General features: G+C 36.0%; 24 protein-coding genes and 1 pseudogene. 20 read left to right on the top strand and 5 right to left on the bottom strand.

Features of this window, described 5'->3' with window-relative positions; translation table 11 throughout:
* Nucleotides 1–7 precede the first annotated feature (7 nt).
* From ligA to gatB, 5 genes are all read left to right on the top strand, one after another.
* The gene (ligA, locus tag ABE048_RS01045) at nt 8–2,014 is read left to right on the top strand and encodes an NAD-dependent DNA ligase LigA (RefSeq protein WP_430308628.1); all 2,007 of its coding nucleotides are present in this window, start codon (nt 8–10) and stop codon (nt 2,012–2,014) included.
* Between the two features lie 16 nt (nt 2,015–2,030).
* Complete coding sequence (locus ABE048_RS01040; protein ID WP_430308627.1) at nt 2,031–3,179, top strand: CamS family sex pheromone protein; 1,149 nt, start codon at nt 2,031–2,033, stop codon at nt 3,177–3,179.
* A gap of 678 nt (nt 3,180–3,857) precedes the next feature.
* Nucleotides 3,858–4,151 (top strand): Asp-tRNA(Asn)/Glu-tRNA(Gln) amidotransferase subunit GatC, encoded by a 294-nt coding sequence (gene gatC / locus ABE048_RS01035; protein WP_397540123.1) that lies wholly within the window; start codon nt 3,858–3,860, stop codon nt 4,149–4,151.
* A gap of 23 nt (nt 4,152–4,174) precedes the next feature.
* Nucleotides 4,175–5,635, top strand: coding sequence for an Asp-tRNA(Asn)/Glu-tRNA(Gln) amidotransferase subunit GatA (gene gatA / locus ABE048_RS01030; RefSeq protein ID WP_430308626.1), 1,461 nt, complete (start codon nt 4,175–4,177; stop codon nt 5,633–5,635).
* Between the two features lies 1 nt (nt 5,636).
* Entirely contained in the window at nt 5,637–7,064 is a 1,428-nt protein-coding gene (gene gatB, locus ABE048_RS01025) for an Asp-tRNA(Asn)/Glu-tRNA(Gln) amidotransferase subunit GatB (protein ID WP_430308625.1), read from the top strand.
* 150 nt (nt 7,065–7,214) lie between these two features.
* Here the strand turns inward: gatB and ABE048_RS01020 are convergent, their stop codons facing one another.
* Nucleotides 7,215–8,360, bottom strand: coding sequence for an MFS transporter (locus tag ABE048_RS01020; protein ID WP_430308624.1), 1,146 nt, complete (start codon nt 8,358–8,360; stop codon nt 7,215–7,217).
* Nucleotides 8,361–8,506: 146 nt separating this feature from the next.
* On the opposite strand from ABE048_RS01020, the gene ABE048_RS01015 reads away from it, so the two are divergent.
* Both ABE048_RS01015 and ABE048_RS01010 read left to right on the top strand, forming a co-directional pair.
* Entirely contained in the window at nt 8,507–9,067 is a 561-nt protein-coding gene (locus ABE048_RS01015) for a thioredoxin family protein (RefSeq protein WP_430308623.1), read from the top strand.
* A 197-nt stretch (nt 9,068–9,264) separates the two neighbouring features.
* Nucleotides 9,265–10,182, top strand: a complete 918-nt coding sequence (locus ABE048_RS01010) for a diacylglycerol kinase (protein WP_430308622.1) — start codon at nt 9,265–9,267, stop codon at nt 10,180–10,182.
* 176 nt (nt 10,183–10,358) lie between these two features.
* On the opposite strand, the gene ABE048_RS01005 is transcribed toward ABE048_RS01010, so the two are convergent.
* Nucleotides 10,359–10,439 carry a hypothetical protein gene (locus tag ABE048_RS01005; protein WP_430308648.1) on the bottom strand — a complete coding sequence of 27 codons (81 nt, stop codon included), beginning with the start codon at nt 10,437–10,439 and terminating at the stop codon, nt 10,359–10,361.
* Nucleotides 10,440–10,996: 557 nt separating this feature from the next.
* Here ABE048_RS01005 and ABE048_RS01000 point away from each other — a divergent pair.
* The 10 genes and pseudogenes from ABE048_RS01000 (at nt 10,997) to ABE048_RS00955 (ending at nt 19,650) form a co-directional block, all read left to right on the top strand.
* Nucleotides 10,997–12,343: a cytochrome ubiquinol oxidase subunit I gene (locus ABE048_RS01000; protein WP_430308621.1), complete on the top strand. Its 1,347-nt coding sequence runs from the start codon at nt 10,997–10,999 to the stop codon at nt 12,341–12,343.
* Nucleotides 12,340–13,365 carry a cytochrome d ubiquinol oxidase subunit II gene (locus ABE048_RS00995; protein WP_430308620.1) on the top strand — a complete coding sequence of 342 codons (1,026 nt, stop codon included), beginning with the start codon at nt 12,340–12,342 and terminating at the stop codon, nt 13,363–13,365. The genes ABE048_RS01000 and ABE048_RS00995 overlap by 4 nt, the downstream gene beginning before the upstream one ends.
* Nucleotides 13,366–13,380: 15 nt before the next feature.
* Nucleotides 13,381–13,491 carry a cytochrome bd oxidase small subunit CydS gene (gene cydS, locus ABE048_RS00990; RefSeq protein ID WP_430308619.1) on the top strand — a complete coding sequence of 37 codons (111 nt, stop codon included), beginning with the start codon at nt 13,381–13,383 and terminating at the stop codon, nt 13,489–13,491.
* Nucleotides 13,492–13,584: 93 nt separating this feature from the next.
* Nucleotides 13,585–14,946, top strand: coding sequence for a 23S rRNA (uracil(1939)-C(5))-methyltransferase RlmD (rlmD, locus tag ABE048_RS00985; RefSeq protein WP_430308618.1), 1,362 nt, complete (start codon nt 13,585–13,587; stop codon nt 14,944–14,946).
* A gap of 230 nt (nt 14,947–15,176) precedes the next feature.
* Entirely contained in the window at nt 15,177–16,160 is a 984-nt protein-coding gene (locus tag ABE048_RS00980) for a tRNA dihydrouridine synthase (RefSeq protein WP_430308617.1), read from the top strand.
* Between the two features lie 361 nt (nt 16,161–16,521).
* Nucleotides 16,522–17,172, top strand: a complete 651-nt coding sequence (locus ABE048_RS00975) for a 2OG-Fe(II) oxygenase (RefSeq protein ID WP_430308616.1) — start codon at nt 16,522–16,524, stop codon at nt 17,170–17,172.
* Nucleotides 17,173–17,624: 452 nt separating this feature from the next.
* Complete coding sequence (locus tag ABE048_RS00970) at nt 17,625–18,008, top strand: potassium channel family protein (protein WP_430308615.1); 384 nt, start codon at nt 17,625–17,627, stop codon at nt 18,006–18,008.
* Nucleotides 18,009–18,138: pseudogene (locus ABE048_RS00965) on the top strand (tRNA-dihydrouridine synthase); the annotation flags it as partial.
* A 71-nt stretch (nt 18,139–18,209) separates the two neighbouring features.
* Nucleotides 18,210–18,587 carry an SET domain-containing protein gene (locus ABE048_RS00960; protein WP_430308614.1) on the top strand — a complete coding sequence of 126 codons (378 nt, stop codon included), beginning with the start codon at nt 18,210–18,212 and terminating at the stop codon, nt 18,585–18,587.
* 253 nt (nt 18,588–18,840) lie between these two features.
* On the top strand, nt 18,841–19,650 hold the full coding sequence (locus ABE048_RS00955) for a class I SAM-dependent methyltransferase (protein WP_430308613.1): 810 nt from the start codon (nt 18,841–18,843) through the stop codon (nt 19,648–19,650).
* Nucleotides 19,651–19,729: 79 nt separating this feature from the next.
* Here the strand turns inward: ABE048_RS00955 and ABE048_RS00950 are convergent, their stop codons facing one another.
* The gene (locus tag ABE048_RS00950; protein WP_430308612.1) at nt 19,730–20,623 is read right to left on the bottom strand and encodes a 3-hydroxyacyl-CoA dehydrogenase; all 894 of its coding nucleotides are present in this window, start codon (nt 20,621–20,623) and stop codon (nt 19,730–19,732) included.
* Between the two features lie 131 nt (nt 20,624–20,754).
* On the opposite strand from ABE048_RS00950, the gene ABE048_RS00945 reads away from it, so the two are divergent.
* Nucleotides 20,755–21,648, top strand: coding sequence for a LysR family transcriptional regulator (locus ABE048_RS00945; RefSeq protein WP_430308611.1), 894 nt, complete (start codon nt 20,755–20,757; stop codon nt 21,646–21,648).
* Between the two features lie 343 nt (nt 21,649–21,991).
* Nucleotides 21,992–22,828 (top strand): MetQ/NlpA family ABC transporter substrate-binding protein, encoded by an 837-nt coding sequence (locus tag ABE048_RS00940; protein ID WP_430308610.1) that lies wholly within the window; start codon nt 21,992–21,994, stop codon nt 22,826–22,828.
* Nucleotides 22,829–22,908: 80 nt separating this feature from the next.
* Here ABE048_RS00940 and ABE048_RS00935 read toward each other — a convergent pair whose 3' ends face one another.
* On the bottom strand, nt 22,909–23,544 hold the full coding sequence (locus ABE048_RS00935) for a hypothetical protein (protein ID WP_430308609.1): 636 nt from the start codon (nt 23,542–23,544) through the stop codon (nt 22,909–22,911).
* A 244-nt stretch (nt 23,545–23,788) separates the two neighbouring features.
* Between ABE048_RS00935 and ABE048_RS00930 the strand changes: the two genes are divergently transcribed.
* The gene (locus tag ABE048_RS00930) at nt 23,789–24,730 is read left to right on the top strand and encodes an L-threonine 3-dehydrogenase (RefSeq protein ID WP_430308608.1); all 942 of its coding nucleotides are present in this window, start codon (nt 23,789–23,791) and stop codon (nt 24,728–24,730) included.
* Between the two features lie 103 nt (nt 24,731–24,833).
* Here the strand turns inward: ABE048_RS00930 and ABE048_RS00925 are convergent, their stop codons facing one another.
* A complete protein-coding gene (locus ABE048_RS00925; RefSeq protein ID WP_430308607.1) occupies nt 24,834–25,160 on the bottom strand; it encodes a general stress protein in 327 nt (108 codons plus the stop codon).
* Nucleotides 25,161–25,360: the final 200 nt, after the last annotated feature.

The raw sequence follows: 25,360 nt of genomic DNA, 5'->3' as shown, positions 1-25,360 counted from the left end.
AAAAAGAATGGATAGAATTCAATTGGAAAAGCGTGTAGCAGAGTTAAATCAGCTTCTTCATGAATATGGACATGCCTATTATGTATTAGATAACCCGGTTGTACCGGATGCAATTTATGATCAACTTCTACATGAACTAATAGCATTAGAAAAAGAAAATCCTGATTTAATCTATCCAGATTCACCAACTCAACGTGTGGGTGGGGAAATTTTATCTGGTTTCCAAAAAGTTACGCACCAATATCCAATGCTAAGTTTAGGTAATACATTTAACGAAAGCGATTTGAATGATTTTGACCGTCGCGTTCGATCTGTAATCGGGGATCATTTCTCTTATGTATGTGAATTGAAAATTGACGGATTAGCTATTTCATTACGTTACGAAGATGGAGTTTTCATCCAAGGGGCAACTCGAGGTAATGGTACAATTGGTGAAGATATTACCGAAAATCTAAAAACAGTTCACTCTGTACCACTTCGTTTAAAAGAGCCAATCACAATTGAGGCACGTGGTGAATGTTATATGCCGAAACGTTCATTTACTAATTTAAATAAAGCACGTGCTGAAAAGGGCGAAGAACTATTTGCTAATCCACGTAACGCTGCAGCAGGCTCTTTACGACAACTTGATCCTAAAATTGCAGCAAGTCGTAACTTAGCTACTTTTATTTATGCGATTGGTGGCAGTGGTGAATCATATGGTTTAACAAGTCATAGTGAAGCTCTAGATTATATGGATAAGCTAGGCTTCCAAACAAATCAAGAACGACGCAATTGCAAAGACATACAAGAAGTGATGGCTTATATTGAAGAGTGGACAGAAAAGCGACCAACATTACCATACGAAATTGATGGTATTGTTATTAAAGTAGATAACTATGTGCAACAAGCTGAATTAGGGAACACAGTGAAAGCTCCAAGGTGGTCAATCGCGTATAAATTCCCTGCAGAAGAAGTTGTAACGACTGTGATAGATATCGATTTAACGGTTGGCCGTACAGGTGTTGTCACTCCTACAGCTATTTTAGAGCCTGTACAAGTAGCAGGAACAACGGTACAACGTGCTACATTGCATAATGAAGATATTATCCGGGAAAAGGATGTTCGTATCGGAGATAAAGTCATTATTCGTAAGGCTGGCGACATTATCCCAGAAGTTGTGTCTGTATTATTCGACCAACGAAGTGAAGATATCGAACCTTTTGCAATGCCATCTCATTGTCCAGTATGCGATAGTGAATTAGTCCGTATCGAAGGTGAAGTCGCTTTACGTTGTGTGAATCCACAATGTTTTGCCCAAATTTCAGAAGGTATGGCGCATTTCGTATCACGTAATGCTATGAATATTGATGGCTGCGGTGAAAAAGTAGTAGAACAATTATTAAAATCAGAGCTTGTAAGAGACGTGTCTGATTTATATCATCTACAAGTTGAAGAACTTGTACAGCTAGATCGAATGGGTGCAAAATCTGCAACGAATTTAGTGGATGCTATTGCAGAATCAAAGAAGAATTCATTAGAGCGATTATTATTTGGACTTGGTATACGTCATGTGGGTGCAAAAGCAGCAAAATTAATAGCCGAAGAGTTCGAAACAATGGATCGATTAATGGATGTCACCGAAGAAGAATTAGTCAATGTTTTTGAAATTGGAGAAAAAATGGCGGACTCTATTGTTTCGTACTTTGATAGTGAAGATGTACAAGCATTAATCACTCGTTTACGTGAAGCTGGCGTTAATACGACTTATTTAGGTAAAAAAGTAAATGCTGAAGAAATTGACAGTGCATTTGCGGGCAAAACAATTGTGTTAACTGGTAAATTAGAACAATTGACACGAGAAGAAGCAAAAGAGAAAATAGAGGAGCTAGGCGGAAAAGTGACAGGTAGCGTAAGTAAAAAAACAGATCTTGTCATTGCCGGAGCAGAGGCAGGCTCAAAACTCACTAAAGCTGAACAACTTGGCATCGAAGTGTGGAATGAAGACCGTCTTATTGAAGAACTAACAGAGTAAAGGAGCATTCAAGACAATGAACCGACTTCGCTGGATACCAGCTATGGTTGTAACAGCTATGCTAGCAGGCTGTAGTTTACCTTCTTTGACAAAAGATTCAAAAGTTGTACAATCAACGAATTCGAAAGATAAAGAAGAAACAACAATCATTCCTAGTATGCAAATTGATAACCAATACTACCGTACACTTTTACCATATAAAGAAAGCGCAAGTAGAGGTTTAATTGTTTCAAATATTAATACAAAATATGATGTAAAAGAGGCCGAAAGTGGTCTATTACGTTTATCTCAGCAAGCATTTGATCCAGATAAATATTTTTTCCAAGAGGGACAATATTTAGATAAAAATACTGTTAATTCATGGTTAGCTCGCAGTTCCCAAGATCCTGCGGGGCTAAATCCAAAAACGACAAAAAATATGTCTCCTACAGAACGTGCAAAAACAGCGCCAATTTACTTGGCGCATATTGTAGAACAAAACTACTTACAAGAAACAGGTAAGAATAAAGTAAAACTAGCAGGGGTTTCAATTGGACTTGCATTGAATTCAGTTTACTACTACCAAAAAGAACAATATGGTGCAACCTATGAGGAAGACATTCCACAAGCTGAACTTGAAGCACAAGGCAAAAAAATCGCTTCACAAGTAGTAAAACGTTTACGTCAAATAGATGGACTATCAGAAGTTCCGATTACTGTCGGTCTATTTAAACAACAAAGCCGATCTGCCATCGTACCAGGAACATACTTTGCTTACACAAACGTTGATCAAGGTAGCGCTCAAATTAAAGATTGGAAAAAGGTTAATGAGGAATATGTTCTTTTCCCAACAAGTGAGTCAAACAACAAATACCGTGATATCAACGAAAACTTTAATTATTTCAAACAAGATATTGATAAATACTTTTCTAACTATACTAATATCATTGGTACAGGATTCTATCAAAATGATAAGATTCAAAAACTAGAAATCCAAATACCTATAAAATTCTATGGTTCATCAGAAATAATTGGTTTTACTCAATATATGGCAGGAGAAGTAATGGATCAATTCCCAAAAGGTTTACAAGTAGAAGTGAATGTTACATCTATTAATGGTCCAGAAGCATTAGTTGTCAAAAAAGCAAATACAGACGAACCATATATCCATATTTATAATGACTAAGTAAAAGAGGTTGACCCAAAAAGATGGGTCAACTTCTTTTTATTTTGGCTTTGTTACATGATATTGTTGTTTTTTTAATGTATCTTACTTGATTGAAAGGCGGTGGCTCCTGAGGGAAAATGAGCGAGGGCACTGAAAAAGTAAAAATATTGTATAGCTATCTTTGTTGATGTGGAATTAGCGAAGACTCCTGCGGGAAAGCGAGAAAGGTGAGACCCCGCAGTGAAGCACGGTACGGGCTTCCGAGGAGGCTCAACGCTCGCCCGCGGAAAGCGAAGCTAATTCCACATCACTCAGCAAGCAGATTAATACTATTAATATTTATATTGAAACACTTTTTCAGTACCTAAAAAACGAGCCAGACTTGTCCTCACTAGAGAACGGAAGTTTTTCTTAGATGAAGCTAGAGAAGCGATGTATAGTTAAACAAAGCCTTAATCTTTGAAATTAATGGCAATACTTTTCTTTGTGACGAAAAATTGTATAATTTTTAATGGGACAATTTTTTATTGAATTTATCGATATAATAATAACTAATCAACTTACATTGCGTAGGGGGAATCAAACCCTTTATTTTCAAGCATTTAAACGCGCTTTAGTGAATAGAAGTGTCTTGCGCATTTCTTTAGAATAATGATATTATTATCGGTATGGTTATTGATTTCGGAGGTGTGAAAAATGGCAAAACTTTCAAAAGAAGAAGTGAAACACGTAGCGAATCTTGCTCGCCTTGCAATTACAGAAGAAGAAGCTGAAAAATTTGCAGCTCAACTAGGTGCAATTACTGACTTCGCTGAACAATTAAATGAACTAGATACTACAAATGTAGAACCTACTACTCACGTATTACCGTTAGTAAACGTATTACGTGAAGACGTAGCAGCTAAAGGTTTAGATCGTGAAGTTATGATGAAAAACGTCAAAGAACAACAAGATGGCTTAGTCAAAGTACCACCAATCATTACAGAATAAGACTAACGTTAGGAGGGACAAGAATGTCACTATTCAAAAAATCAGCGGCAGAATTACAAGAGCTATTACATAGCAAAGAAATCACAATCGCTGACTTAGCACAAGAAGCGTACAACCGCATCGATGCAGTTGATAGCGAAGTAGGTGCATTTTTAGCATTAGATAAAGAAAACGCATTAGCACAAGCAAAAGAAATGGATGAAGTGCCATTTGAAAACCGTGGACCACTTTACGGTTTACCAATTGGGGTAAAAGATAATATCGTTACAGAAGGATTAGAAACAACTTGTGCTTCTAAAATCCTAGAAGGCTTCAACCCAATTTACAATGCAACAGTTGTAAACAAATTAAAAGAAGCTGGTATGGTAACAATCGGTAAATTGAACATGGATGAATTTGCAATGGGTTCTGCAAATGAAAACTCTGCGATCAAACCAGTTCACAACCCTTGGAACTTTGCTCATGTACCAGGTGGTTCTTCAGGTGGTTCAGCAGCAGCTGTAGCAGCAGGAGAAGTACCATTCTCACTTGGTTCTGATACAGGTGGTTCAATTCGTCAACCAGCAGCCTACTGTGGTGTTGTAGGTATGAAGCCAACATATGGTCGCGTATCTCGTTTTGGATTAGTTGCATTCGCATCTTCTTTAGACCAAATTGGACCAATTACTCGTAATGTACGTGACAATGCTTTATTACTTGAAGCAATCGCAGGCGTTGACGAACACGATTCAACTTCAGCAAATGTAGAAGTACCTCACTATGTTGACCAATTAACTGGTGACATTAAAGGACTTAAAATTGCTGTACCAAAAGAATACTTAGCTGAAGGTGTTAGCGATGCTTCACGCCAATCAGTATTAAATGCAATCGAAAAATTAAAAGAACTAGGTGCTACAGTTGATGAAGTATCACTTCCTCACTCAAAATATGCACTAGCTGCTTACTATATCTTATCTTCTTCTGAAGCATCTTCTAACCTTTCTCGTTTCGATGGTATCCGTTATGGTTATCGTGCTGAAGCAGATAACTTAGATGAACTTTACACGAAAACTCGTGCTGAAGGCTTCGGTGATGAAGTAAAACGTCGTATCATGCTTGGTACTTACTCATTATCAGCTGGTACTTATGATGCTTACTACAAAAAAGCACAACAAGTACGTACATTAATCAAACAAGACTTCGATAAAGTATTCGAAGAGTATGATGTAATCGTTGGACCAACATCTCCAACACCTGCATTCAAACTTGGTGAAAACATCGATGATCCGATGACAGTGTACGCTAACGATATTTTAACTGTTCCTATTAACCTTGCTGGTGTACCTGCTATCTCAATCCCATGTGGTTTTGACAATGGTCTTCCATTAGGTTTACAAATTATTGGTAAATACTTCGAAGAAGGCACAGTTTACCGCGTGGCAGATGCATTCGAACGTGCTACAGACTTCCACGAAAAAACGCCTCAAACTTGGGAGGTAAAATAATATGAATTACGAAACAGTCATTGGTTTAGAAGTACACGTTGAGTTAAAAACTCAATCTAAAATCTTCTCACCATCACCAAATAAATTCGGTTCAGAACCAAACACAAATACTTCTGTAATCGACCTTGGTTACCCAGGTGTACTACCTGTCTTAAACAAAGAAGTTGTCAACTTTGCGATGCGTGCTGCTCTTGCACTAAACATGGATATCAACCAACATACAAAATTTGACCGTAAAAACTACTTCTATCCTGATAATCCGAAAGCTTACCAAATTTCACAATTTGATAAACCAATCGGTGAAAATGGTTGGATCGAAATCGAAGTAGGTGGCAAGAAAAAACGTATCGGTATCACTCGTATCCACATGGAAGAAGATGCTGGTAAATTAACTCACGGCAAAAACTCTTCATTAGTCGATTACAACCGTCAAGGTACTCCTTTAGTTGAAATCGTATCTGAACCAGATATGCGTACTCCTGAAGAAGCTTATGCTTACCTTGAAAAACTAAAAGCCATTATCCAATACACAGGTGTTTCAGACGTGCGTATGGAAGAAGGCTCACTACGTTGTGATGCCAACATCTCAATTCGTCCTTATGGTCAAGATGAATTCGGCACAAAAGCTGAATTGAAAAACTTAAACTCATTTAGCTTTGTACGTAAAGGTCTTGAATATGAAGAACAACGTCAAGCTGCAGTATTAAATGCTGGCGGCGAAATCAAACAAGAAACTCGTCGTTTTGATGAAAAAACAGGTAAAACAATTTTAATGCGTGTTAAAGAAGGAACAGATGATTACCGTTACTTCCCAGAACCAGACTTAGTTGATATCGTAATCGACGATGCATGGTTAGAACGTGAAAAAGCGATGATTCCAGAACTTCCTGATGCTCGTAAAGAACGTTATGTAACTGAATTCGGCCTACCAGCTTACGATGCACATGTATTAACACTTTCTAAAGAAACAGCTGATTTCTTTGAAGCAACTGTAGCTGCAGGTGCGGATGTAAAACTTTCATCTAACTGGTTAATGGGTGAAGTTTCGGCTTATTTAAATGCTGAACAAAAAGAACTTTCAGAAACAGCACTTACTCCAGAAGGACTTGCTGGCATGGTGAAATTAATCACTGCTGGGACAATCTCTTCTAAAATCGCTAAAAAAGTATTCCAAGAACTTGTTACAAATGGCGGCGACGCTGAAAAAATCGTTAAAGAAAAAGGCCTTGTTCAAATCTCTGATGAAGGCGCACTTCTTAAAATGGTTACAGAAGTTCTTGATAACAACGCTCAATCAATCGAAGACTTCAAAAACGGTAAAGACCGTGCAATTGGCTTCTTAGTAGGTCAAATTATGAAGGCTTCTCGTGGACAAGCTAACCCACAAATGATTAACAAACTTTTATTAGAAGAAATCCAAAAACGCTAATAAAAAGGTTATCTAAAAGGAAAAACCAACAAACTACATTGTTTGTTGGTTTTTTTTACAATAAATATAGAGAAATAAGCTAGTTGATTTGCACTGCTTCCTACGTGTTGCTAAAGTAGAGGAGCTCGACTGTCCCGCTTTTCCTCAAATTTAAGAAATCCGTTTCTTATTTCGGAGTGATAGTCCAACTCCAAACACCCCTGCTATAAAGGAAACAGCTGAGATAGTGTAATAGAAAACATGTCCACCATAAGCATTATAGATAAACCCACCGACTGAAGAAGAAATAATCCCTGAGATTCCAAAGAACAGTAACGCTAAAACAGTTTGTCCAGTAGCTCTCCATTCTCGAGGAACTATTTGATACAAATATTGAATTGCGGCAGTGTAATAGATTGGGAATGTGAACACTTGTAGACTTTGAATTACTGCTAATAAAACAGGGCTGTCTACTAAACCTGATAAGAAAAAGCGAAGCGCATAGAAGAAGATGGCAATCGTTATAATTAGTAATTCTTTTCCCTTACGTAGCCATAAATAGCTTAGGGCAAATACAATAATCTCAGTAGCTGCCGAGATGAAAAATGCAATTCCAACAAGTGATGTATCTCCACCTAATGTATCAATATGAATACCTAAAAAAGTATCATTCATACGTGCAGGAATGGAACTAATGAAAATTAATATTAAAAATAATATCATTTCTTTATTCGTTAAAATCTTTTTCAAACCATCAATTGTAACGGGTGTTGAGGAGGTTGGTGCATCAGGGAGCTTCCACATAATGATGAAGCAAATGACACCAAGGAGCACAAAAAGAATAGAAATACTATTCATACCAAACCACTTCATCACATAGCCAACAACTAACGATAAAACTGCATAACCAAGTGCCCCATATGTACGTACAGAACCATAACTAGTTCCTGCGGCTTCGGTCATTGTATAGTTTAAGCTTTCAGTTAAAGGATCTAGTGGCATTAAAAAAAAGTAAACTAACATTGCTGCAATAACTAGCCCCCAAAAGCTACTCGTATTAAATAAGGCAAAACCGCAAACTGCAGTCAAAAATATTAATAGAAGCATAACTTTTCTCAATGTCTTTGTTTTATCACTAATCATTCCCCATAAAGGCTGTGCGATGATGGTAACAAAACCACCTGCCCCAATAATTAGTCCAACCTCGCTTGTCGTTAAACCCTGTCCTTTTAAAAATACAGGTAAGAATGGAATGAAAAGAGCTAATAAACCAAAAAACAAAAAGTTGTGTCCCTTTAAAAGACTTTGAACATTCAACGAATTTCAATCCTTTCCTTATTTCAATGAATAATATTACAGAAATATAAGTTCATAAACAAATGATGGAATTTTCTAAATTCTAGGTTTGTATTTTTGCGAAAAAAAAGAGAACCTATTACACTGATATTAGGAGGAGATTGAATATGAAAACAGAGCAACAATATTTTGAAGAAGGCTTATTGATTAAGGATTATATGGAGCAAATGACAACATTAAAAGAGGAAAGTTTTACTGTATATCATCAATTTCAAATGCCACATGATGAAAACTTTCTATCTTTATTGAACGAGAAGAAACCACATATTTTAGCAATTACCGAAGATTGGTGTGGTGATGCGATGATGAACAACCCTATTGTTCGTCGTATTGCTGAAGAAACAAATTTGGAAGTACGAGCAGTATTTCGTGATCAAAATTTAGAATTAATGGATCAATATTTAACGAATGGTGGCCGCTCTATTCCGATCTATATCTTCTTAAATGATCAAGGTAATGTAATTGGTAAATGGGGGCCACGTGCACCGCAGCTACAGGAATATGTTTTAGAAAAGAAAAGTGAGCTCCCTGCACAAGATGATTCAACATTTGCAGAGAAGCAAAAAGCATTATTTGCAGGCATTATAAAGGAAAATACAACAAATGAAAAATTCTGGGGATGGGTTTACGAAGATATTAGTAGAGCACTCATTTTAGCTCTTTCGTAAAATGGACATTTGCAGTACATGACTACTTCGGTATAAAATATATGAAGGTCCTTAATTCATACGAATTCAATTTAATGGCTGCCTCAGCATAAACTATATGAGACAGCCTGTTTTCTACTTTATTCAAAGCTAGGAAACCATTTTGTAAAGAGTTCGTTATCATATATTATAAATATCAAGAGTAGGAAGGTATAACTATGAAGCGAGCACGTATCATTTATAATCCAACTTCAGGTCGTGAGATTTTCAAAAAGCACTTACCTGACGTATTAGCAAAATTAGAAGTTGCAGGCTATGAAACATCTTGTCATGCTACAACATGTGAAGGCGATGCAACTACTGCTGCTAAAGATGCAGTCGAAAGAGAATTTGATATTATCATCGCTGTAGGTGGAGACGGCACTTTAAATGAGGTCGTCGCAGGTGTTAGTGAATTTGAACATAGACCAAAAATCGGATTAATTCCGATGGGGACTACAAATGATTTTGCACGTGCAGTCCATATTCCACGAGACATTGACAAAGCGGTTGATATTATTATTGCAGGTGACAGCATTCCTGTAGATGTCGGTCGTGTAAATGATCGTTATTTTATCAATATTGCTGGTGGGGGTAGAATTACCGAGCTAACCTATGAAGTGCCAAGTAAACTAAAAACAATGTTGGGACAACTTGCGTATTATTTGAAAGGTATTGAAATGTTACCGTCCATCAAAGCAACAAAAATGCGTATTGAATTTGACGGAGAAGTTTTTGATGATGAAGCCATGATGGTATTAATCGCATTAACAAATTCTGTTGGTGGATTTGAAAAGCTTGCACCAGATGCAAGTCTCAATGATGGATTATTCTCTATTTTCATTTTGAAAAACTGTAATATAGCAGATTTTGTGAAAATCGTAACGCTTGCAAGTAGAGGAGAACATATGAAGGATCCTCATATCATTTATGCTAAAGCAAGCGAGATTAAAATTACTTCAGATGAAAAAATACAGCTGAATTTAGATGGAGAATATGGTGGGGATGCACCAGCAGATTTCAAAAATTTAAAACGTCATATTGAGTTGTTTGTACCAATTAATGAAATACGTGAAATAGATCGACCTAAAAATTAATAGGATATAGTAAAAGGCTAGAAAGTGTATGAAGCACTTTCTAGCCTTTTTTGTGTTTAAAAGTAGCTCGCTTAGGCTAATGATTAAAATGTTACTTTATTCGGTATAACTAGCAATCATATTAGCCATATATGAATCATCAGCTAGTAATGCAGATGTGATTAATAATGCTTCTGCTAATTCTTTATTAGAAGCATTTTTGTATGGACATCTATGCAATATGGGCAAAGTGTTGCATGAGCAACATCAACTGCGATAATTCCTCTAAATTTAGTAGAAAAGAAAAAGGTACCTTCTTTTAAAGTAGTGTTGCTAAAGTGAACATAATTAATAAAAGCCTCAGCTTCTTTTCAAGCTACGCTAGATTTTTTAAATTAGAGCCTTCATAAAATGCATCATCTGCATTATCTTTGAGTGCTTTGTCCATATTAGTACTATGCGTTATTGCACCACCAGCTTCTATTGCAGTGGTTACATAAGCATCTTCCCTTAATTCTTGAAGTGAAGCACTAAGGTGTTCAGCTTTTAAAGAATAAAGAAATTGATCTTTGAAATGCAGGACTACTGTTAAAGTAAAGATGTTTTAATGCTAAAGCATTTTAAAGGTAGATGACACATAAAAAAGGATGTTGAGCTTTTTATCATTACACAATGGAATCTCATAAGAAATGAAACTTAGTTTATGACTAAGGAAGGAGAGAACGCCGTGTATAAACAACATGAGAAAAAGTTGATTTGTACTAGTTTTATTGTTGCAGGGATTATGTTGATATCGATCCTTGGGAGAATTTTTGGACATTAAGGAGGTTTAAGGATGGTTAATGATCATGCGGTGTTTTTTAGCCGCCTATTAACGGAGCTTACGTTAACATTTCATATTATTTACGCCACAATTGGTGTCGGTGTTCCACTCATGATAATGATTGCTCAATGGATAGGTATCAAAAAGAAGGATGAGCATTATATTTTGCTAGCTAGACGTATTGCAAGAGGTTTTGTCATTACTGTAGCTGTGGGTGTTGTGACAGGAACAGCAATAGGGTTACAATTATCGCTTTTATGGCCAAATTTTATGCAGCTAGCTGGTAATGTCATTGCATTACCACTCTTTTTAGAAACCTTCGCCTTCTTCTTTGAAGCCATTTTCTTAGGAATATACTTATATACATGGGATCGCTTCGAAAATCAAAAGAAACATCTTTTATTATTAATACCGGTAGCTGTCGGTGCTTCCATGTCGGCGATTTTTATCACAATGGTGAATGCATTTATGAATGCGCCACAAGGATTTGAAGTCATAAATGGCCAAATAGTAAACATTCAGCCGCTCGTAGCTATGTTCACCCCAGCAATGCCAACAAAAGTCGGGCATGTGTTACTAACAGCTTATATGACCACTGCATTTGTGTTAGCAGCAATTGCTGCTTTTAGAATGATAAAAGGCTCTAACCATATTTATCATAAAAAATCATTGTATCTATTTATGAAACTGGGCTTGGTGTTCTCCATCGGAACAGCTGTTGTGGGTGATTTCTCTGCAAAATATTTAGTAGAATATCAACCAGAAAAATTAGCTGCTGCCGAGTGGCATTTTGAAACAGAAAAAGGTGCTTCACTACTAGTATTCGGTCTTAGAGATGGAGAAGATGTCAAATATGCCATCCGAATTCCTTATGCTTTAAGTATTTTAGCGCACAACAATCCATTCGCAGAAGTGACAGGGTTAAATGAGTTCCCGGAAGACGAAAGGCCACCACTTTATATTCATTTCTTGTTTGATTTAATGGTTATGATTGGTTTCTTTATGGTAGGCGTATCTGCCGTTTATGTGATTGGTAAAATTAGAAGATGGCGTTTTATCCATTCAAGATGGTTCCGGTGGGTTGTAGTTGCTGGTGGACCTCTATCTATGATAGCAATTGAAGCTGGATGGTGGTTAACAGAAGTAGGGCGACAACCGTGGATTTTAGTGAAGTATATGAAAGTTGCAGAAGCAGCAACCTCTAGTCAGCATGTGGATTTAATGTTACTCCTCTTTTGCCTAGTGTATTTGATTCTTGGAATCGGAAGTGTTGTAGTACTTCGTCGAATGTTCAAAAAGAATCCGATTGAACGGGAAATTGCAGATCGTCATACTGAAAAGGGTGGTGGTATTTCATGAGTTTAGAAGTACTAGGAATCTCCGTATTGTGGCTATTCTTATTCGGTTATGTCATCATCGCTTCGATTGATTTTGGTGCAGGATTCTTTAATGCGTACAGCTTGCTAATCGGGAAGAAGCATATTTTAACAAATATTATTCAGCGCTATTTATCGCCTGTATGGGAAATTACCAATGTCTTTTTAGTTTTCTTCTTTGTAGGGATGGTCGGATTCTTCCCTAAAACAGCATACTTCTATGGCACAACTTTACTGGTTCCTGCAAGTATTGCGGTTGCTTTACTCGCTATTCGAGGAAGCTACTATGCATTTGAATCGTATGGTACGAGGGGACATAGAGGCTATTCCTTCATGTACGGAATGTCGGGTTTATTAATACCGGCAGCATTATCCGTCGTATTGACCATTTCTGAAGGTGGTTTTATCAACATAATCGATAATTACCCTGAACTGGATTATGGTGCATTATTTACGAGTTCCCTTACATGGAGTATCGTTTTGTTAGCATTAGCTGCAGTTCTTTATATTTCAGCAACGTTTCTTACTTGGTATGCCCATAAAGCTGGAGATAGAGAAGCGACGAAGTTATTGCGAAAATATGCGCTTATTTGGTCAGTACCATTAGCGATTTCAGTAATCGGAATTATGGTTGAATTACAAAAGCACAATATCGAGCATTTTAACAGAATGGTTGATGTTTGGTATCTGTTTGCGATTTCAGCTGTTATGTTCGTTATTACCGTTTGGTTTATCGGTCTTAAACGTAATTACGGCCTTGCAGTGTGGCTGTTGATCGGGCAGTTTGCATTCGCATTCTTTGGGTATGGCATTTCACATTATCCGTACTTACTTTATCCATACCTTACTTTATACGATTCCTTTACGAATCAGGCAATGGCGATTGCTTTAGTTATTGCTTTCGTTCTAGGGTTATTGTTACTCATACCATCATTGTTTTTGGTTCTAAAATTGTTCTTGTTTGATAAGGATTATGTACGAGGTAAAGAAGACCACCATGCTTAAAGGGGGAAAAGCCAAATGGAAAAAATCCTTATTTTTTATGGACCATTTATTGTAGTAATTGTCTCAATTGTCATTGGCTTTTACGTCGCTTCAAAAGATGGAGCAGTTACAAGGGATGAGAAATAAATAGTTCTGAATCCAAGGGCAATTAGAAGCTCTTGGATTTTTTCTTTGCTTAGGTCATGATACAATAGAAGGACTGAAACGGAGGATGCACGAATGACAGCACCAGTAAAGAAAAATGACCGATTATCGGTTTATATAGAAGATTTAACACATGACGGGGCGGGTGTCGCAAAAGTCGATGGCTATCCGCTTTTTATCCAGGGTGGACTGCCTGATGAACAAGTAGAAGTCCATGTCTTAAAAACATTAAAAAATTATGGGTTCGCTAAAATTGTGAATATAGAAGTGCCATCGAAAGAAAGAGTGGAGCCTGAATGTGGTGTCTACGCGCAATGTGGTGGTTGCCAACTTCAACATCTTTCTTATGAAGGCCAATTAAAATGGAAAGAAAAAATGGTTCGAAATGTGATGACACGAATTGGTAAAATTGATGCACCTGTTCATCCAGTAAAAGGAATGGACAACCCGTGGAATTATCGTAATAAAGCCCAAATCCCATTTGGCTTAAATGGTGATGTGCCAATCGCAGGGTTTTACAAAACAAAATCCCATGCCATTGTCGATACAGACCGCTGCCGTATCCAAACACCAGAAGCTGATGCGGTTTTAGAAGGCTTAAAACCACAACTTTGGAAACTAGGCATCAAACCTAATAACGAAGAAACAAAACAAGGAATGCTACGTCACGTCGTTGTTCGTAAAGCACGTTCAACAGATGAAGTAATGGTTGTACTTGTTACGAAAAAGCGCAAATTCCCACAAGCTGAAGCAGCAATTGAGCTTATTCGCAAACTTGTACCAAATGTAAAATCCATCATGCAAAATATTAACCCAGAAACAACGAACGTCATCTTTGGTAACGAAACCATCAACCTTTGGGGACAAGATACGATTGAAGACCATATCGGCGATGTACGCTTTGAAATTTCAGCCCGATCATTCTATCAAGTAAACCCAATCCAAACAGAGGTATTATACAAACAAGCATTAGACTACGCGCAATTAACAGGCAAAGAAACAGTCATCGACGCATATTGCGGAATCGGTACCATCTCACTATTCATGGCGAAAAAAGCAAAATATGTTATGGGTGTCGAAATCGTCCCACAAGCGATTGAAGATGCTAAACGAAATGCTAAACTAAATGGCTTTGATAACACTTACTTCGAAGCAGGACCAGCTGAAGATGTTATTCCACGCTGGTACAAAGAAGGCAAAACTGCTGACGTCTTGATGGTCGACCCGCCGAGAAAAGGTTGCGACGAAGCACTATTAAAGACGATTTTAGAACAACGTCCAAAACGCATTGTTTATGTATCATGCAATCCATCCACATTAGCAAGAGATTTACGAATTCTTGAAGATGGTGGGTATAAGACGCAGGAAGTGCAGCCAGTTGATATGTTTCCACATACGGCTCATTGTGAAGCGGTCGCGTGGTTGGAGTTGGTATAATAGAAAAGCAGTTGATATAGAAAAAATCTATACCATCTGCTTTTTTGTTTATAAAAATACCATTCCGGACAGATTTTCGTTAAAATAAAAATTGTCGATTTTCACAAATTATAAATGTCCAAATGTACTTGTGTTTGATAGTAAGTTATTAAGCATGATATAAGTGTAAAAGAAGTGGAACATTTGTCTTTATTATATTTTTTAACCGAGAGTTTGAAGTTGTATCCATAGTGAGAGGAATTGAGTTTGAAATGATAGATAATTTTTGGCGTGATTTACCACGACCATTTTTTGTACTTGCACCAATGGAAGATGTGACAGATGTTGTTTTTCGTCACGTAGTAAGTGAAGCCGGTCGACCGGATGTATTTTTCACAGAGTTTACAAACTCGGATAGCTATTGTCATCCAGAGGGCATGAAAAGTGTGCGTGGCCGTTTGCTGTTTACAGAAGATGAACAGCCAATGGTGGCACATATTTGGGGGGATAATCCCGAATATTTCCGTCAAATGAGTATTGGCATGGCAGAGCTAGGTTTTAAAGGCATCGATATTAATATGGGCTGCCCTGTACCGAATGTGGCATCGAGAGGGAAAGGTAGTGGACTTATTCTGCGTCCAGACGTTGCTGCAGAACTTATTCAAGCAGCAAAAGCGGGCGGACTGCCTGTCAGCGTAAAAACACGACTGGGCTATAAGGATGTAAATGAGTGGGAGGAGTGGCTAACGCATATTTTAAAACAGGATATTGCGAACCTTTCTATTCATTTACGTACAAGAAAAGAAATGAGCCAAGTAGATGCGCATTGGGAGCTAATTCCGGAAATTAAAAAATTACGTGACCGTATCGCACCAAATACGCTACTAACAATCAATGGAGACATTCCTGACCGTCAAACTGGGCTTCAGCTTGCTGAACAATATGGTATTGATGGCGTTATGATCGGGCGAGGTATTTTTAAAAATCCTTTTGCTTTTGAAAAAGAGCCAAAAGAGCATAGCAGTAAAGAATACCTTGATCTTCTAAGACTGCAGCTTGATCTTCAAGATCAATATGCGGAAGCACTTCCACGTTCAATCACAGGGCTTCATCGCTTTTTCAAAATTTATGTCAAAGGCTTCCCTGGAGCTGCTGAATTAAGAAATCAATTGATGAACACGAAATCAACAGATGAAGTGCGTGCATTGCTTGATAACTTTGGAAAAGAATGTTGATAGGACAGGGACAGTGAAATGATGTAACTCTCAAAAAGTTAGAGAAAAATGAATACATTAATGTAATAATCCCAGCAGTACACTTGTGTTGCCACATACACTTACCACATTGTGAGCGGTTACGTGGTTAGTTATTGTAATTATATTAAAAGAACGAATTCCGATTGGTGGAATTCGTTCTTTTTTGCTTGTTAATGAGAATATATAGCTCAATTCATTATAGGTAAAAGCTTATAAATGTGAAAGGAAATGAAGAATATAAAATAAATTTTTTGCTCAGTGAAAAATTGAAAGGAAATGGAAACCCTTTTGTTGAAATAAGTGAATATTTCGACAAAAAACAGAGGTTGGTGAATAGACATTGGTTTTTAAAGATGCATATATAAAAGAAGTAACTATTTTTAACCATATTGGAAATAAAATAAAAACAGAAGACAGAGAGATTAATATCATTGCTAGATTAGAAGAACCACTTGTCGTAGTTTTAGGATCGGTATTGGATGATGAGGAGTGCGATGTACTAATTCAGATGGCAAAAGACCGACTTCAGCGTTCAAAAATCGGAGGAACCCGAGAAGTCAGTGATATACGAACAAGCAGCGGTGCGTTTTTAACAGACATCAACAATGATATTCTTGCGAGGGTGGAAAAAAGGGTATCTGTCATTATGGGGATTCCGATAGAGAATGGGGAAGGGCTTCATATTCTGAACTACCAACCGGGTCAAGAGTACAAAGAACATTTTGATTTTTTCGCTTCTACAAGCAAAGCAGCGAGTAACAATCGAATAGCAACACTTGTGATTTACTTAAATGATGTGGAGGGGGGAGGAAGCACCTTTTTCTCAAAACTAAACTTTTCTGTTAGTCCGCAAAAGGGCATGGCGGTGTACTTTGAATATTTTTATAACGATCAAATGTTAAACGAATTAACGTTGCACGGAGGAGCGCCAGTTGTAAAGGGAGAAAAGTGGATAGCCACACAATGGATGAGAAGGCAGAAAATAGACTAAATCGACCAAGTAAACGAGTCGTTAGTCGAATCCTTTCAAATCAATAGTTTCTTGGAATTATAGAAAACTGTGGTCACATCAGGTCGTCCTTACCAAACTTTTTATGGTACATGATGGCTGTCTAATCCAAATTTATATATCGAAAAAAGCTATTCTTTCCTAGACAGATTGTGAAAGAATAGCTTTTTAATGACTATGGAATAAGTTACAAGTGAAGAGAATTGAAGTAGCTCCTTTTTTAAAAAGCAGAAAAGTGATAGACTTACCATTGACTTCCATAAAATGATGGCTCTTTTCTAAAAGATTGTTGTTTTTTAAAAGGTATTGTTAAGGCGAACTATAGAAACAAGAAGTTGATTGGAGCGAGCATCCTGGAGCGGAAATCAACTTATCACATTCTTAAATACAACAAAGTTTACGAAAACAGCTTTAAATAAAGAAAGGAGCGTCACATGATTGCATTTTTACTTACTTTAAGCCGAATGTTAAAAGCTTTTTTTATGGCGTGGAAAGATAAAGAATTTCAAGTGTTATTTGTATTAACAGGTTTAACGCTTTCAATAGGAACTACTTTTTATAGTACGATAGAAGGAATGCGTGTTATAGATGCTTTATACTTTAGTGTTGTCACATTGACGACAGTTGGGTACGGAGATTTTAGTCCACAAACGGACTTTGGGAAGATTTTTACTATTTTTTATATTTTTATAGGAATTGGTTTAATAGCTGGTTTTATTCGTAAAATCGCACTAACTATTGCATCATCAAATATCGTATCATCAGAAAGAAAGAATAAAAATAACTATGATAATTCCGGAAAGCAAAAAATTATGTAATTATTTAACCGTATCGCACCAAATACGCTACTAACAATCAATGGAGACATCCTGACCGTCAAACTGGGTACAGCTTGTTGAACAATATGGTATTGTTGGTGTTATAATCGGGCGGGGTATTTTTCGAAATAAAGAGAGCTCAATGTTCAAATTAATGTTACAGTTAGAAAGAAAATTATAAAAGTGAGTAGGCGAACAAACATGATCGAGGTAAAAACATCTCCATTAAGTGATGGAGAATTCAATAGAGGGGTATTTGCTACAGTTGATATCAAAAAAGGAGAGCTTTTACATAAAGCACCTGTAATTTCTTATCCAAACGACCAGCATCAGTATATAGAGCAAACTTTACTGGCTGATTACGCTTTTGAGTATGGGATAAATCACTCTGCTATCCTTCTTGGTTATGGAATGTTATTTAACCATTCTTATGAACCCAATGCAATTTATGAAATTAGTTTTGAAAATCACACATTTGACTTCTATGCTTATACAGATATAAAAGCAGGAGATGAAATTTTAATCAATTATAATGGCGATGTTGATAACAAAGATCCACTGTGGTTTGATCAGGACTAAATTTTAAAAAGTTGTATAAAAAGGTATTACGATGAGCTTATCATAAATAGGCATGATTTTTAGTAAGAATTACTTTCTTAACGGGACTTTAATCCATAGAGGATTAAAGTCCTTTTTGTTGAACTCATTGTATTAATGGGGCATTTTAATTCAACAATGAGTAAAGCTTTTTTGTCCTTCTATTATATCTGAAGAAGGATTTATATCCCTTTCAACGAATTAGTAAGGTTAAAACCTGGAAGTTGGTGGATGGATGAATGAGATAATAAACTATTACAATCAATTTGATGAGTGGGGAAGACTAGAACGTGAACCGATTGAATTTCAGGTGAATTGGCATTATATAAAAAAATATTTACCTCAGTCAGGACATATTCTGGATAATGGTGCTGGACCAGGTAAATATTCAATGGAACTTGCTAAAGAAGGATATAAGGTTACACTAACTGATTTAACACCAAGATTGGTCGATATTGCTAAAATAAAAGCAAATGAGCTTAATTTAGAAGGACAATTTGAAGGATTTTACGCAGCTGATGCCAGAGAACTTAATATGTTTAATGATGAACAGTTTGACTCAACATTAATGCTTGGTCCAATGTATCATTTACAGGAAGAAAATGAACGTATTAAAGCTGTTAAAGAATTAAAAAGAGTGACAAAAAAAGGTGGACTGGTTTTTGTTGCTTTTATGCCTCGAATTAGACATATCCTAACATCGCTTTTATTTCCAGAGAATTGGAGACCCAATAATAACATGGACTCCATTATCGAATTTTCTAAAACAGGTAGCTTTAGACACGCAGATGAAGGACGTTTTACAGGAGCGTACTATTTTGATATTGAAGACATTAAGCCTTTTATGGAATCACAAGGATTTGAAACAATAGATCTAATAGGTTCCAATGCAGGCTCTATTTTAAATACTGATAGTTGGGATTATTGGAGAGATAAAGGTGAACATCAAGTAAAAAAAATAATCGATTTAATAATAGAAAGAGCAACAGACCCTTATATTTTAGGGGTTTCACCACACTTACTTTACATTGGTAGGATTAAATAATCGAACTTATATATTTCTCATAAGAAAACCAGTGCCTATTATAGACACTGGTTTTTTTTGTTCAATAGTGAGTATTAAACTATTTCAAAAAGTCTGGATTCATATAACTAGGATTTGGATATTCATAAAATCCTTTTCCATTTTGTATACCTAGTCTACCTTTATCAAGAAATTCTGTTTTCAAATACTCTGCAACTTTAGCAGCTTTCTTATCCCCTGCTTCAGCTTTTGCAAGGGAAAGATTATAAGGTGTATTAATTCCGACTATATCTAAAATAGCGAATGGGCCGTTTGGAGCTCCAGTTGCAATCATCCATGTTTTATCGATAGTTTCTGGGTCTGCAATGCCATTGACTAATAGATTTTGAGCCGCATCTAAAAATGGTACTAATAATGAATTTAAGATATATCCAGGTTGTTCTTTATGGATAGGCAGAGCAACCATTCCAATAGCTTTTGCAAATTCAATGACTTCTTCAAAAACTTCTGTATTAGTACCTGGGTGTTTCATAATTTCAGCGGTATTATTTTTCCATATTTCGTTTGCGAAGTGTAGAGCCAAGAATTTTTCTGGTCTACCTGTATATTCAACGAATTGACTTGGTAACATAGTTGAAGAATTTGTTGCAAAAATTGTTTTTTCAGGTGCAACCTTCGCTAATTCTTTATAAAAGTTTGTTTTTATTTCAACTATTTCTGGTATTGCTTCAATAATTAGGTCAGCATTTTCTACTGCTTTTGCTAAATTTGAGTAGAAAGAAATGCGTCCATAAGCTGCATCAACTTCTTCTTGGGTAGCTTCTAAATCTGCTTGGTATCTTGGTTTTAAATCATTAAGTCTTTCTTTTGCACGATCTAATGCTTCATCATTAATATCATAAACAGATACATTAAATCCGTTAAAAGCAGTTTGGAAGGCAATTTGACTTCCCAAAACGCCACTACCAGCTACAGTGATATGCTTGTAATCCATTGTATTTCTCTCCTTTAAACTTAAAATTACTATTGTTATTTGATTGCACCTTTATTCTAGCACCGTATCTTATTAATGGAAAATTGGATATACTAATTAATAATTAAGTAAAACTTAAGTAGGAGAAAAAAATGAATCTTGAGCAATTACGATATATTATAGAAGTTTCAAAATCTGGTTCACTCACAATGGCCGCACAAAAATCACATATTACTTTATCTGCAATCAGTCAATCCATCTCGTTATTAGAAAAAGAATTAGGTGTCACATTATTTACAAGGTCTCGTGGACAAAGTGCAATGCCAACTGAGGAAGGAAAAGTCGTCATTGAAAAAGCAAAAGAGATTTTAGTGAAAATAAATGAATTAAAAGAGGAAGTAGACACTTATAATAATACACTTTCAGGTGAATTAAGAATTGCAACCATTCCTGGACGAATGCACTTACTGGTGGATACTGTTGCTGGTTTTAAAAATGATTTTCCAGATGTCAAAATTAAAATATCTGAGCAAGGGCCAAAAGAGATTATCGAGAATATTCTTACGGATAAAATCGATATGGGCTTAATGGTACTAAATGAAGAATATTTACCTAAAAATAGCGATCTCGTGTACGAAATGGTGTTGGAAGGGAAAATGGTTGTTGCTGTTAATAGTAAATCGAAATTATCCCGAGAAAAATCAATTACTCCAGAAATGTTAATGAAGGAAACATTAGTACTTTATGATGATGCCATTATCCAACAATTTATGGATGAAAACATTGCGAAATGTAATGATGTAAATATTCTATTTGTGACAAATAATGTTGTAGCAATAAATAATGCCATTGAAAAAGGTTTAGCCGTTACTCTCGGATTAGATTTTTCTTTTGATAAAAATCCAATTTACAAACGCAATATCGTGACAATTGATTTGGAAACCCCTGAAAATAAGCTCGTTTCTTATGGATGGGTCAGACCTAAAAACAAGCCTTCTTCTCAAATTGCCAAGACATTTATTAAAAGGTTAACACTCGATATTTAATGGTTATGCATTTCAAGAGCAGAAAAAAGACGCCAATATCAAAATATGTCATCTGTTTTAAGTCATTTCATAATGCAAAATTTATATTAAATATCCGAACATTAAATTATGTTTATTTTTTTGTGGAGCGGAAGACGGCGACTCCTACGGGAAAAGCTTGAGCTGAAAGCCCCGCAGGAACGGAGTGACGAGGAGATTGAAGCCAAGCCCGTGGAAAGCGCCGTCTGTAGCGGAACTTTAAAATCTGAATATTGGAAATTTAATGTGTTGAAATGTTCGTATTTAAAAATCGATTTATGAAATTGATTTAAATATAAAAAACAAATAATTAGGAGGCTTCTAAATGAAGAAAATTTTACTTGGTTTATTAACAATAGTACTAGCAACAGCTCTAGCTGCATGCGGGAACGGAAATGATGCGAAAAAGGATACAAGCAAAGCAACAGAAACAAAAGAAATTAAAATCGGTGCAACAGCAGGTCCTTATAGTGATATGTTGAAAAAAGCAATCGTTCCTGGACTTGAGAAAAAAGGCTACAAAGTTGAAGTAGTAGAATTCAGTGATTATATTCAACCAAACAAAGCTTTAGATTCAGGCGATATTGATGCGAACTTATTCCAACACTCCATATACTTAGAAAACTTTAACAAAGAGAACGGTACAAAATTAAAAAAATTAATTATCGTACCAACTGCACCAATGGGCTTCTTCTCGAAAAAATATAAAACAGTTGATGAAATTAAAGACGGTTCGACAGTAGCAATTGCAAATGATCCTTCAAATGAAGCACGTACATTAAAATCTTTACAAGAGCAAGGGCTAATTAAAATTAACGATCAAATCGATCAATTAAAAGCTTCAACAAAAGACATTAAAGAAAATCCTAAAAACTTAAAATTCCAAGAAATTGAAGCAGCTGGTTTACCACGTGCTGTTGAAAGTGCAGACCTTGTTGGTGTTCCGGGTAACTTTGCATTAGCTGCGGGTATGAATTTACAAGATGCTGTATTCCTAGAAAACATGCCAGACCAATTCCGTAATGTTGTAGCAGTACGTGAAGCAGATGAAAACTCTCAATTGTCTAATGATATTATCGAAGTCGTAAAATCAGCTGAATTTGAAAAAATAATCGACTCTGACTTCAAAGGTTTCGGTAAACCTGAATGGATGAAAAAATAAATTAAATACAAGTTTTTCAAAAAAGTAAGTAAAAAATAAAAAACTAAAGGGCCATCTCGATATAATGAGATGGCCTCTTTTCATTTCAATTTTCCTTCCATCTCCTGAAAACTGTGGACAAGTAAATACTTTTGGATACCTCGAGCTTGTTTAATGGCTTCTGTGGAGTAGTGTTTAAAATTTTCCTCATCCTGCCTATTAAAAGAAATCAAACTTTCAATTGAAGATGACATCCATTTTTGTGATAGTTTTGGCAGCAAAGCTTCTGCTTGTTCAAAATTCCCTAGATATGCTTCGCTATGCGCAACCATGTAACTTTGAAAAGGCTCTTTCTTAATTTGCTTTGCTTCAAATAGGGCTTGATCATAATTATTCTCAAGAATAGCAAGTATAGATGCATAATTATGTTTCACATAAGGTTGCTTATAAGTGGTGATAATATTTTGTAGAGCCACTTTTTGCTCGGATTCGGAATGATGGGCGATGGCGTATGGATAGGCATATAAGGCTTTATGTTTATTTATCTCAAGGAAGCGTTCGACTTTTTTTAGATTATTGGTCCATAAAAGAGCATTGAAGTGAGGATACATGGTGAATAAAAAAACATAAAGAAAAAGTAAAATGAAAATTCCCCATTTAGGAATATCCATTAAAAGTAAAAAGGTACAAGCAATAATTGCAAATAAATAAATGAGGGTTAATTTCCATAACTGCATGAATTTCACTCCTTTTTAACCATTATAAGTAAAATTTTCAGAAAAGTCTCATTTCGCGTATGTGCATTGTTGGAAAACAGATATTGTATTTTAATAAAATACATTATATAATCTGGTTAACGAAAAACATTGATAAACCTTGAAATAAATGGTTTAATATGTGCATTCCAAAAATACAATTGTATTTGAGTAATATATGTCTACTCCACAAACACAGATGTAGCTGACAAAAGGAGGAAATAAAATGAAGAAAATCATGATTACTGGTGCGTGCGGTCAAATCGGTTCAGAATTAGTAGCGAAACTGCGCGATGAGTATGGCCAAGATAATGTATTAGCAACAGATATAAGAAAAGCTTCAACACAATCAGGACCTTTTGAAATACTTGATGTTACGGATGCACAGCGTATGCACGAAATTGCAAAAGACTTCTCTGCAGATACAATGATGCATATGGCAGCATTGTTATCAGCAACTGCAGAAGAAAAACCATTATTTGCGTGGAATTTAAACATGGGTGGTCTAGTTAATGCATTAGAAGTTTCTCGTGAATTAGGCTTACAATTCTTCACACCAAGTTCTATCGGTGCTTTTGGTCCGTCAACACCAAAACATAATACACCGCAAGATACTTTGCAACGTCCAACAACGATGTATGGTGTGAACAAGGTAGCTGGTGAATTATTATGCGACTATTACCACACCCGCTTTGGTTTAGATACCCGCGGAGTCCGTTTCCCAGGTTTAATCTCGAATGTTACGCCTCCTGGTGGTGGTACAACTGACTATGCTGTGGATATTTACTATAAAGCAGTACAAGAAGGAAAATATACATCTTATATTGCGAAAGATACTTACATGGATATGATGTATATGCCAGATGCCTTGCAAGCGATTGTTGACTTAATGGAAGCAAATCCAGATAAATTAATCCATCGTAATGCGTTCAACTTAACAGCGATGAGTTTTGAACCAGAAGAAATTGCAGCATCTATTCGCAAACAAGTGCCTAACTTCAAAATGGACTATGATGTAGATCCAATTCGTCAAGCAATCGCAGAAAGCTGGCCGGATTCAATTGATGCAAGTGCTGCAAAAGAAGAATGGGGATTTAAAGCACAATACGATTTAGATGCGATGACAGTCGATATGTTGAAGAAATTAGAAAAAAAATTAGTTATTTAACATAAGTAGTTTTTAAAATAAAAAAGAGCACGTTGTAAGTCTCGCGTAAAGACTTACAACGCGCTCTTTTATTTTCAGTAAAATTAAGGGAGAGTAGTTTTAGTTATTGTAATTCTTTAGCTATAATAATGAGTTTTCCTTTGTCTAATTCTTTTTCAGCTGCAGCAGCTTCTTCTTTACTTAAACCAATTGCTTCCATTTGACTGCGTAGTTCGTCACCACGGGAAATCATATAATTTTTCATTGATTTGAAAAATCCTTGATCTTTCATACCTACTTCTGCTGTATCTAACGCATCTGTAATATTTTCTTCTCGTTCATCGAAATGCGCGAAAACATAAATATGATCTCGGTTGTAGCCTTGTGACTCTAATTTCTCAATTTGACTTCTTGCTTGTACTGCATTTTCCACTGAAATGTTATTCATCATTTCAATCTCCTCCTATTTTGGATTCTACTTATGGTATTCCCAAAATTAAAAAGATTAAACGTGATATTTACTTTGCATTACTTAATAAATGGATAAGAAGTAAATTGTTCAAATAAATCAATTTCATAATGCAAAATCATAAAAAATATATGAATATTAATAAAAAACTTGTATAGCTAACTTTGTTGATGTGGAATTAG

This window comes from Rummeliibacillus pycnus, from assembly GCF_050459865.1.
Classification (GTDB): domain Bacteria; phylum Bacillota; class Bacilli; order Bacillales_A; family Planococcaceae; genus Rummeliibacillus; species Rummeliibacillus pycnus_B.
Note: the sequence above shows the minus strand (reverse complement) of the source record. Positions and strands in the feature narration are given on the sequence as shown.